Source organism: Micromonospora gifhornensis, from assembly GCF_016863515.1.
GTDB classification, from domain to species: Bacteria; Actinomycetota; Actinomycetes; order Mycobacteriales; family Micromonosporaceae; genus Micromonospora; species Micromonospora gifhornensis.
The window spans coordinates 19,378-29,058 of the sequence record NZ_BOPA01000059.1; the positions used below are offsets into that span (position 1 = coordinate 19,378).

The 9,681-nt window shown below is 68.3% G+C and carries 11 protein-coding genes and 2 tRNA genes; 10 read left to right on the forward strand and 3 right to left on the reverse strand.

The window, feature by feature from the left end:
• Nucleotides 1–6 precede the first annotated feature (6 nt).
• Nucleotides 7–696, reverse strand: a complete 690-nt coding sequence (locus tag Vgi01_RS28335; protein WP_204293098.1) for a DUF1028 domain-containing protein — start codon at nucleotides 694–696, stop codon at nucleotides 7–9.
• Nucleotides 697–782: 86 nt separating this feature from the next.
• Between Vgi01_RS28335 and Vgi01_RS28340 the strand changes: the two genes are divergently transcribed.
• From Vgi01_RS28340 to Vgi01_RS28355, 4 genes are all read left to right on the forward strand, one after another.
• Entirely contained in the window at nucleotides 783–1,445 is a 663-nt protein-coding gene (locus tag Vgi01_RS28340; RefSeq protein WP_204293099.1) for an MOSC domain-containing protein, read from the forward strand.
• A gap of 33 nt (nucleotides 1,446–1,478) precedes the next feature.
• The gene (locus Vgi01_RS28345; protein ID WP_204293100.1) at nucleotides 1,479–1,754 is read left to right on the forward strand and encodes a hypothetical protein; all 276 of its coding nucleotides are present in this window, start codon (nucleotides 1,479–1,481) and stop codon (nucleotides 1,752–1,754) included.
• Between the two features lie 70 nt (nucleotides 1,755–1,824).
• The gene (locus Vgi01_RS28350) at nucleotides 1,825–2,466 is read left to right on the forward strand and encodes a hypothetical protein (protein WP_239089204.1); all 642 of its coding nucleotides are present in this window, start codon (nucleotides 1,825–1,827) and stop codon (nucleotides 2,464–2,466) included.
• Between the two features lie 93 nt (nucleotides 2,467–2,559).
• Nucleotides 2,560–2,907: a hypothetical protein gene (locus tag Vgi01_RS28355; protein WP_146017643.1), complete on the forward strand. Its 348-nt coding sequence runs from the start codon at nucleotides 2,560–2,562 to the stop codon at nucleotides 2,905–2,907.
• Between the two features lie 176 nt (nucleotides 2,908–3,083).
• Here Vgi01_RS28355 and Vgi01_RS28360 read toward each other — a convergent pair.
• Nucleotides 3,084–3,157: transfer RNA gene (locus tag Vgi01_RS28360), tRNA-Gly, on the reverse strand.
• A 290-nt stretch (nucleotides 3,158–3,447) separates the two neighbouring features.
• Between Vgi01_RS28360 and Vgi01_RS28365 the strand changes: the two genes are divergently transcribed.
• From Vgi01_RS28365 to Vgi01_RS28390, 6 genes are all read left to right on the forward strand, one after another.
• Nucleotides 3,448–3,521 (forward strand) — tRNA-Pro (locus tag Vgi01_RS28365).
• Nucleotides 3,522–3,679: 158 nt separating this feature from the next.
• Nucleotides 3,680–5,026 (forward strand): trigger factor, encoded by a 1,347-nt coding sequence (tig, locus tag Vgi01_RS28370; protein WP_013735443.1) that lies wholly within the window; start codon nucleotides 3,680–3,682, stop codon nucleotides 5,024–5,026.
• 172 nt (nucleotides 5,027–5,198) lie between these two features.
• Nucleotides 5,199–5,837: an ATP-dependent Clp protease proteolytic subunit gene (locus Vgi01_RS28375; RefSeq protein ID WP_013735442.1), complete on the forward strand. Its 639-nt coding sequence runs from the start codon at nucleotides 5,199–5,201 to the stop codon at nucleotides 5,835–5,837.
• A gap of 14 nt (nucleotides 5,838–5,851) precedes the next feature.
• Complete coding sequence (locus tag Vgi01_RS28380; RefSeq protein ID WP_013735441.1) at nucleotides 5,852–6,514, forward strand: ATP-dependent Clp protease proteolytic subunit; 663 nt, start codon at nucleotides 5,852–5,854, stop codon at nucleotides 6,512–6,514.
• Nucleotides 6,515–6,722: 208 nt separating this feature from the next.
• Nucleotides 6,723–8,018, forward strand: a complete 1,296-nt coding sequence (gene clpX / locus Vgi01_RS28385) for an ATP-dependent Clp protease ATP-binding subunit ClpX (RefSeq protein ID WP_102660822.1) — start codon at nucleotides 6,723–6,725, stop codon at nucleotides 8,016–8,018.
• Nucleotides 8,019–8,077: 59 nt separating this feature from the next.
• Nucleotides 8,078–8,875, forward strand: a complete 798-nt coding sequence (locus tag Vgi01_RS28390; RefSeq protein WP_102660821.1) for a carbon-nitrogen hydrolase family protein — start codon at nucleotides 8,078–8,080, stop codon at nucleotides 8,873–8,875.
• 7 nt (nucleotides 8,876–8,882) lie between these two features.
• Here Vgi01_RS28390 and Vgi01_RS28395 read toward each other — a convergent pair whose 3' ends face one another.
• Complete coding sequence (locus Vgi01_RS28395; protein WP_043721719.1) at nucleotides 8,883–9,110, reverse strand: hypothetical protein; 228 nt, start codon at nucleotides 9,108–9,110, stop codon at nucleotides 8,883–8,885.
• Between the last annotated feature and the right edge of the window lie 571 nt (nucleotides 9,111–9,681).

The window sequence follows — 9,681 nt, forward strand, 5'->3', positions numbered from 1 at the left end:
CACCGTTCATCGGCCCTGGCCGCCGAGCACCTCGCGAGCGGCGGCGCCCATCGGGTCGTCCCGGGTGGGTAGCTTCCGGATGGCCGACACCATCTCCTCGTGGAAGACGTCGTACAGCCGGCGCAACTCCTTCGCCGGGTGATCGTGGTCGTCGACCCGCAGATCCCACAGCGGATACGGCTGCTGGCCGATCACTGTGACGGTCGCCGACCGGGCCCCGTGCCGGTCACCACCAGCGTCCTCGCCCAACTCGATGGTGCGCAGCAGTCGCTCCGCCAGATCCTGCTCGTGGCTGGCCGCGAACCCCCGGACGATCTCGTCGAGCGGCTCCGGGCCGACCAGCCGGTTGCCCTGCACGGTGTAGCCGTCGCCGATACGGTGACCCGACCAGTCGAGCGTGCGGTCACCGGTAAATGCGTACGCCCGCCCCGCGCGGTCCACCATCCCCGCCTGCCGTACCTCCCGACCCGGATCGCGGGCCAGCAACTCGGTCATCACCTCCCGTGGCGAGTGCCCCTGCGCCAGCATCGGCAGGCCGTCGTAGGCCAGGAACGGGTTGGGCAGCGCCTGGGTGGCGACCGCCCCGGCATCGTGGCGTACGTGCGCCACCAGCTTGCCCACGCCGGGTTTGGCGGTCAGGGCCGCCACACCGAGCTGGCCGGTACGCCGACACCGGGCCACGATCGAGAAGGTCACGGCGCTCCTTACCCCGGACTCCGCTGCGGTATGCCGACGACCAATTGAGTCGCCGCCCTGGTGTGGGTCGGCCTAATATTCGCCGGATGCGAGTGCTTTCCGTAAACGTGGGCCGGCCCCGACCCAACCCGGCCAAGGGTGGACTGACCGGCATCGACAAGCGGCCGGTCGACGGCCCGATCGCCGTCGTCGTGCCCGGCCCGAAGGGCACCGGCGAGGTCGGTCTGGTGGGCGACCGCGTCTACGACGTCAAGCACCACGGCGGCGCCGACCAGGCCGTGTACGCCTACGCCCGGGAGGACCTGGACCGCTGGGCGGCCGAGTTGGACGTCCCGCTCGACAACGGCGGCTTCGGGGAGAACCTGACCACCAGCGGCCTCGACGTCAACGCCGCCCTGATCGGGGAGCGCTGGCGGATCGGGCCGGACGTCGTACTGGAGGTGTCTGCCCCACGGATTCCCTGCTCGACGTTCCAGCACTGGCTGCAACAGCAGGGCTGGATCAAGCGGTTCACCCAGGCCGCCGTGCCCGGGGCGTACCTGCGGGTGATCGAACCCGGCGAGCTTCGCGGCGGCGACCCGATCGAGATCGTGTACCGGCCCGACCATCAGGTGACAGTCGAACTCACCTTCCGTGCCCTGACCCTCGAACCGGACCTGCTGCCGCAACTGCTGGCCGCCGAGGCCCTGCCCGATGAGGCTCGGGACACGGTCCACCGGCGCACACCCGCGGGCCGACGTCGCGGGTAGCGCCGATCCACCGGCCCCGGAATGATCGCCCTCATGTCGGAGCATGATCTGGCCGGAACCTGGCGTCGCATCATCGAAGGGGACGGCAAGTCCTGGGTGGTGTTCGCCCACGGCACCTGTGTCGTGTTGCCGGATCCCGGTCCCGGATGGGTGGTCTACGGCCACCACGACGACGTGCTGACCTACGTGGGACCCGACGAGATCTCGGACAGCAGTGACCTGGCCATCGGTCTGTACGGGCGCCACAAGCGGGACCGGGACGGCCATGAGCTCGACGTCGTGCACGTCGAGGACAAGCGGCCCCGGTAGGTCAGGGCCGAGCTTCCGACTGTCGGTTCGGCTACTCCGGGAGCTGGTGCTGCGTGCTTCACTCTGGAGCATGACGTCGCGGAGGACCCGGTTGGTGGCAACCATCTCGGCCGTCATCCTGGCGGCGGTCTCCGTGGTCGGCTGGCGGTGGTGGCACAACCATCCGCCGTACGGTCCGGAAGCGCTGGCCGTCACGTCATCGCTCCGTTTCGTCAGCTACGACGAGGCTGAAACTGCGCTCGGCGAGACGGCGCATGCCCCGGTCACCTACGGACGCGACCAACTGGTGCTCGGCCGGGTCTCCTGGCAGACCCCGCCCGAGCCGCTCGACGGCGGCTACTTCGCGATCTTCCTCATCGACAAGCGGACCAACCACAAGCCGGAGGTTTTCGGCGTGGCCGCGCCACAGGCGGCCGTCGGCATCGGGAGCGCGGGCATCGAGAACCGGATTGCCGAACGCTACTCCTGGCTGCGCGGCGCGGGTGATGCCACCTTCGGGGACGACGAGTATCGGAGCAACGGCAACAGACTCCATGTGGCAGACGAGAAGGCCTCACCGCTCACCTTCGTAGCGCTCTTTCCGTACGTCGAGGAGCCGGATCCGGAGCTTCCGATGGCCACCGCGCCGGTGGCGATGTCCGACCTGCTGCTGGCCCTGGTCTACATGGGTGAGGACGGCCAGGTGTACTGGGCGCAGCGACTCCAAGGCTAGGTAGCGACCGGCCGGCCCGGCGGCGGGTTGTCCCTGGCCCGGCATTGGCACGGCGAGCCCGTGCCGTCGATCTTGGGATGCGACGATGCCATGGTGAGCGACTATGCCGATCGGGTCGATCCCGCGACATACGTCAATGATCCGATCGTGGCGGTCTACCGCGATGACCTGCCCAACGCCCTCTGCGTGCCCGAGCGAGTGTTCTGGCGCTTGTCACACGTGGCGAAGGGCTACGAGTTGCACCTGTTGCCGCTGCTCGGAGGTTCCGATCCAGTCCGGCTGAACCGGCCCATGATTCAAACGCTGATCGACGAGTTGTGTTTCGTGGCTGACCGGCTCGATGACCCCGTTGTGGAGCTGTGGGTCGCCCAACTCCTCAAGGCTGCCCAGACGGCCTTGTGGCTACCGGGCGACATGCACCTCACTGTGGAAGGCGAATGAGGCGACAACCATCTCCTCGCAGGTGAGGGTCCGGGGGCAAGCAGCTCGGCTGTGCGGCAGCGATCGCCCCGACCTCGACGCGTGAATGGCACGCCGATGGCATGCAAGATCATCCAGGGCGGAAACGAGAACGGCCCAGGCTCGGCGATCACGCCGTTGACCTGGGCCGGAAGGTGTGGAGCGGGCGACGGGAATCGAACCCGCACCGTCAGTTTGGAAGACTGAAGCTCTGCCATTGAGCTACGCCCGCGTACGCCCGGAAAACCGGACGCGCCCGACAGCCTACCCAATGCCCGCGGCGAGCGCGCGGCCGTATCCCGCCACCGCGCCGCACCATCGATCCCGCCGTTCCGGAGAGCTGGGGGTATCCGGCCGCCACGGATGCCGCAACATCCGCGAAACCGCTGCCACCCAGCGGGCGGAAGCCGCAACATCGCCGCAGCTGCGGCGCGCCCGCGCTGGGGAAGCTGCATGTTCGGCGCGTTGGGGGACGCCCCGGCATCCGGTTGTCGTATGGAAGGCATAGACTGCTCGTCGCCACGGGGTGTGGCGCAGCTTGGTAGCGCACTCGCTTTGGGAGCGAGGGGCCGTGGGTTCAAATCCCGCCACCCCGACTGCCTCCAGCGTGGGGCCGGTGCACCCGGGACGGTGGGCGAGCGGGAGGCTTCGCTGCCGGGTCCCTGGGCGCTGCCGGTCGGCCACGCCGGTTCGCCTACACTCGATGGGCCGTAGTGCGCCCAGAATAAACCGAGATCCGTCAAGGAGTACGCCTGTGAAGAGCACCGTCGAGACTCTGAGCCCGACGCGCGTGCGGCTCGCCATCGAGGTGCCGTTCGTCGAGCTCGAGCCGAGCCTCAAGAAGGCGTACCGGGAGATCGGCCAGCAGATCCAGATCCCCGGCTTCCGTAAGGGGAAGGTCCCGCCGGCGATCATCGACCAGCGGGTGGGCCGGGGCACCGTGCTCAACGAGGCGGTGCAGGAGGCCATCCCGCAGAACATCCTCGCTGCGGTCCGCGAGCACGACCTGAAGACCCTCGGTCGTCCCGAGGTCGACATCACCGAGTTCAACGACGGTGACTCGCTGAGCTTCACCGCCGAGGTGGACGTCCGGCCGGAGATCACCGTGCCCGACCTGGCCTCCCTCGAGGTCGTCGTGGACGAGCTGCAGGTCGACGACAGCGAGATCGACGAGCAGGTGAAGAACCTGCGCGAGCGGTTCGCCACCCTCAAGACCGTCGAGCGGGCCGCCGCCGAGGGCGACTACGTCCAGATCGACCTGCGGGCGACCGTCGACGGCGAAGAGGTGCCGGGCGGCTCGGCCAGCAACATCTCCCACGAGGTGGGCAGCAAGCAGCTGCTGCCGGGCCTGGACGAGGCCGTGGTCGGCCTCGCCGCCGGTGAGGACGTCACCTTCACCACCCAGCTCGTCGGCGGCGACTTCGCCGGCCGCGACGCCGAGGTCCTGGTGACCGTGCGTACGGTCAAGGAGAAGGAGCTGCCCGAGCTGAACGACGAGTTCGCGCAGCTGGCCAGCGAGTTCGACACCATCGAGGAGCTGCGCAACGACCTGCGTGAGCGGGTCACCCGGGGCAAGCGGGTCGAGCAGATCTACGCCGCCCGGGACAAGGCCCTGGAGCAGCTCGTCGAGGCCGCCGAGGTGCCGGCGCCGGAAGGCGTCATCCGCGACGAGGTGGAGAGCCGCAAGCAGGCGATGGTCGACCAGCTGGAGCGCATCGGCGCCTCGATGGAGGACTACCTCGCCGCCGAGGAGAAGACCGAGGAGCAGATCGACGCCGAGCTGACCGAGGCCGCCACTCAGGGCGTCAAGGTCCAGCTGCTGCTCGACACCCTCGCCGACGCCGAGGACGTGCAGGTCTCCGACGACGAGTTCGGTCACGAGATCGTCCACCGCGCCCAGCGGGCCGGCATGGCCCCGCAGCAGTACTACGACCAGCTGGTCCGTTCCGGCGCGGCCGGCGCGGTCTTCGGCGACGTCCGCCGGGGCAAGGCTCTCGCCTCGGTCATGGAGCGCATCACGATCAAGGACACCGCCGGCAACGAGATCAGCCTGGACGCGCTGCGCGAGGCCAGCGAGGCGGAGCACGGGCACGAGCACTGATCGTCGGGTGGGGCCACCGTCCGCCGGTTGCGGTGGGTGGTGGCCCAACCCCTTTTCCGGGTACGAGTCCCGGGGCCCCTGCGCTGAGAGCGAACAGTGCCCGGAGCGGGACTCTGCCGCCCGGCTGAGCGGTTAGTGTCGGACAGGACGGTACGGAGAGCGAAGGGCTGCCATGACCGACATGCACATCCCAGCAAAGCCGCGGGCGCTCGACGCCCGAGGTGGCGACTCAATTGGCAACCTCGACGACTCGGTCTACAACCGGTTGCTCAAGGAACGCATCATCTTCCTCGGCAGCGAGGTCAACGACCAGGTGGCCAACCGCATCTGCGCGCAGCTGCTGCTGCTCGCGGCGGAGGACCCGGACCGGGACATCTTCCTCTGGATCAACTCGCCGGGTGGCTCGGTCTACTCCGGCATGGCGATCTACGACACCATGCAGTACATCGACAACGACGTGTCGACCGTGGCGATGGGCATGGCGGCCTCGATGGGCCAGCTGCTGCTCTGCGCGGGCACCAAGGGCAAGCGGTACGCCCTGCCGCACGCGCGGATCATGATGCACCAGCCCTCGGGCGGCCTCGGCGGCACCGCGTCGGACATCGCGATCCAGGCCGAGCAGATGCTCTACACCAAGCGGATGTTCCAGGAGCGGGTCGCGCACCACACCGGTCAGTCCCAGGCGCAGATCGAGGCGGACTCGGACCGCGACCGCTGGTTCACCGCCCAGGAGGCCATGGACTACGGCTTCATCGACAAGGTGATCATCGGGGCCGCTCAGGTTCCCGAGGGCGCCGGGACCCTGAGCTGATCGAGGAGCAGACGATGACCGACCTCAGCCTGCCGCCCCAGTTCGCGGCCGTGCACAACCGCTACGTCCTGCCGTCGTTCGTCGAGCGCACGTCGTACGGGGTCAAGGAATCCAACCCCTACAACAAGCTCTTCGAGGACCGGATCATCTTCCTCGGTGTCCAGGTCGACGACGCCTCGGCCAACGACGTGATGGCCCAGCTGCTCACCCTGGAGGGGACCGACCCCGACCGGGACATCATCATGTACATCAACTCGCCGGGTGGTTCGTTCACCGCCATGACGGCGATCTACGACACCATGCAGTACGTCCGGCCGGACATCCAGACCGTCTGCCTGGGCCAGGCGGCCTCCGCTGCGGCGGTGCTGCTGGCGGCGGGCACGCCGGGCAAGCGGATGGCGCTGCCGAACTCGCGGATCATCATCCACCAGCCGGCCACCGAGGGCGGCTACGGGCAGGGCTCGGACATCGAGATCCAGGCCCGGGAGATCCTGCGGATGCGGACCCAGCTGGAGGAGATGCTCTCCCGGCACTGCAACCGGCCGATCGAGAAGGTCCGCAAGGACATCGACCGGGACAAGATCATGACGGCCGAGGAGTCCCGCGAGTACGGGTTGGTCGACACGATCCTCAGCAGCCGCAAGAAGGGACTGCTGGCCGCCAACGCGGCCAGCTGACCGGCACGGAGTCAGAGGCCGGACGGGCCTGTCGTCCGCCGGCCTCTGACACACCCGTTTTGGGGGTCGGAGAATGCTCCCGCAGCGGGTAACGTCGGGTCCGTACCGCTTCGTCGGGCGACCGGCGCGGTGGGGGTAGAGACGGGCGGAGCGTAGCGTCCGCAGGTCGTGGCCGGGGCTCCGGCCGATGAGTGCAGGGAGAACGTAGGTGGCACGGATCGGTGACGGCGGCGACCTACTCAAATGCTCCTTCTGCGGCAAGTCGCAGAAGCAGGTCAAGAAGCTCATCGCGGGCCCCGGGGTCTACATCTGCGACGAGTGCATCGATCTCTGTAACGAGATCATCGAAGAGGAGCTGGCCGAGACCGGCGAGGTGAAGTGGGAAGAGCTTCCCAAGCCGATGGAGATCTGCCAGTTCCTCGACACCTACGTGGTGGGGCAGGAACAGGCCAAGAAGGCACTCGCCGTCGCGGTCTACAACCACTACAAGCGGATCCAGGCCGAGGCGGCCAACGCGCCCGGCGCCGGTAACGACGGCGTGGAGCTGGCCAAGTCGAACATCCTGCTGCTGGGCCCGACCGGGTGTGGCAAGACCCACCTGGCGCAGACCCTGGCGCGGATGCTCAACGTGCCGTTCGCCATCGCCGACGCCACCGCCCTCACCGAGGCCGGCTATGTCGGCGAGGACGTGGAGAACATCCTCCTCAAGCTGATCCAGGCCGCCGACTACGACATCAAGCGCGCCGAGACCGGCATCATCTACATCGACGAGGTCGACAAGATCGCCCGCAAGTCGGAGAACCCGTCGATCACCCGTGACGTCTCCGGTGAGGGCGTCCAGCAGGCGCTGCTGAAGATGCTCGAAGGCACCGTGGCGAACGTGCCACCGCAGGGCGGCCGCAAGCACCCGCACCAGGAGTTCATCCAGATCGACACCACGAACGTGCTGTTCATCTGTGGTGGTGCCTTCGCCGGCCTGGACCAGATCATCGAGGCGCGTACGGGCCACGGCGGCACCGGCTTCGGTGCCCGGCTGCGGGCCGTCTCCGAGCGTTCCACCGACGACATCTTCAGCCAGGTGATGCCGGAGGACATGCTCAAGTTCGGGCTGATCCCGGAGTTCATCGGCCGTCTGCCGGTGATCACCAGCGTCCGCAGCCTCGATCGGTCGGCCCTGGTGCGCATCCTCACCGAGCCGCGCAACGCCCTGGTCCGGCAGTACCAGCGCCTCTTCGAGCTCGACGGCGTGGAGCTGGAGTTCGAGCGGCCGGCCCTGGAGGCCATCGCCGATCAGGCCATGCTGCGCGGCACCGGTGCCCGTGGTCTTCGCGCCATCATGGAAGAGGTCCTCCTCTCCGTGATGTACGAGGTGCCCAGCAACCCCGACGCCGCCCGGGTGCTCATCACCCGTGAGGTGGTCCTGGAGAACGTCAACCCGACAATCGTTCCGCGCGAGTTCACCGGCCGCCGGGCCCGGCGTGAGCGCGAGGAGAAGTCCGCCTGATCCACTGAGGCGGACTCTTCGCCCTGCCGCACACGGCAGTTCGCCCGTACGCTGGAATCATGCGCGTCGCCGTCTGCCAGCTGAACTCCCGCGACGACCGGAAGGCGAACCTCGTCGCCGCGGAGGCCCTGATCGACCGCGCGGCCGACGCCGGCGCGGACCTGGTGCTTTTGCCCGAGTACGTCGACTATCTGGGCCCCGGTGCCGGGATGCCCGCGCCGGAGCCGGTCGACGGTGAGGTCGGGCAGTTCTTCGCGGCGGTCGCGCGTCGACGGGGGATCTGGGTGATCGCCGGCTCGTTCCACGAGGCCGGCCCCGACCCCGAGCACACCTGGAACACCATGCTGGTCTTCGACCGCACCGGCGCGCTCGCCGCCAGCTACCGCAAGATCCATTTGTACGACGTGGAGATTCCGGGTCGGGTCTCGTACCAGGAGTCCGCCACGGTGTCCCCGGGCGACCAGCCTGTGGTGGTGGAGGTCGAAGGGCTACGGGTGGGGCTGTCGATCTGTTACGACCTGCGCTTCCCCGAGCTGTACCGCCAACTTGCCACCGACGGCGGTGCTCACCTGCTCGTGGTACCCGCGGCGTTCATGATGCACACCGGTCGTGACCACTGGGAAGTCCTGCTGCGTGCCCGGGCGATCGAGAACCAGTGCTTCGTCGCGGCCGCCGGGCAGACAGGTGACCACGAGCCCGGCCGGACCTGCTTCGGCCGCAGCATGGTCGTCGACCCGTGGGGGACGGTGCTTTCGCAGGTGCCGGACGGCCCCGGGTTCGCGATCGCCGACGTCGACCTGGACCGGCTGGCCCGCATCCGCGCGGAACTGCCCAGCCTGGCCAACCGTCGACTCTGAGCGCCGCCTACCCCTGAAGCAGTACGCCCACCACCGCGAAGCCGGCGATGGCAGCGGCGGTGACGAGGAGCGCGGTGCTCATCCGTGAGGGGCCGCGCCGGACCAGCCGTCCGATCGACACCACGACGGCGAAGAGCACGAACGCTCCGATGATCAGTTGCCAGAAGGGGAGTAAGAGGCCGAGCAGCGCGTCCTCGGCGAGGACCGGGCTGGTTGGCCGGGACACGTCATCCATGCAAGACACTCTGGCACGCCGATGCCCTCCTCGGATGTCGGCGCGAGTACGGAGCCGCCGAGATGCCGACCTGAGTCGTCGGTGCATGTCGCGCTGCCACCCGCTGCTGCGGCGCCTACCGCTCACCCTCGCCGTGCCCCGAACGCCGGAGTTCCGGGCCGGGAGAACGTCATCGACAGTCGCTGATTTGCCTTCTCCGGTGCGTACGCGTAACTTTCTCTCTGCACGAGGGAGGCCGGGCAAACCGGCCGAGAACGGGCGCCGGTCCCGCGATGAAGGTGGTCGCGAGGCCGAGACTGGGCGGTGCGAGTTGGCTCTGAAAGTTGGAGTTGCGATCGCGAAGCCGACCGGGTAGAGTTCTGGAGCCGGCAGGAGCCGGGCGAGTCCCCTGAGGGTGACTGGCCGGTCTGCGGTTCTCCACGGAAGAAGCGACCGCCGAAAGGCGTGCGCCACCGTGGGCCCCGAATGATCCTCAAGGATCCTTCCTGATCATCAGGTTGATCTGCCGAGTGTGGTTCGGATAGTTTGGAGCGGTTGCCCCAGACACGGTTTCAGATTGAGGCCGCGGTTT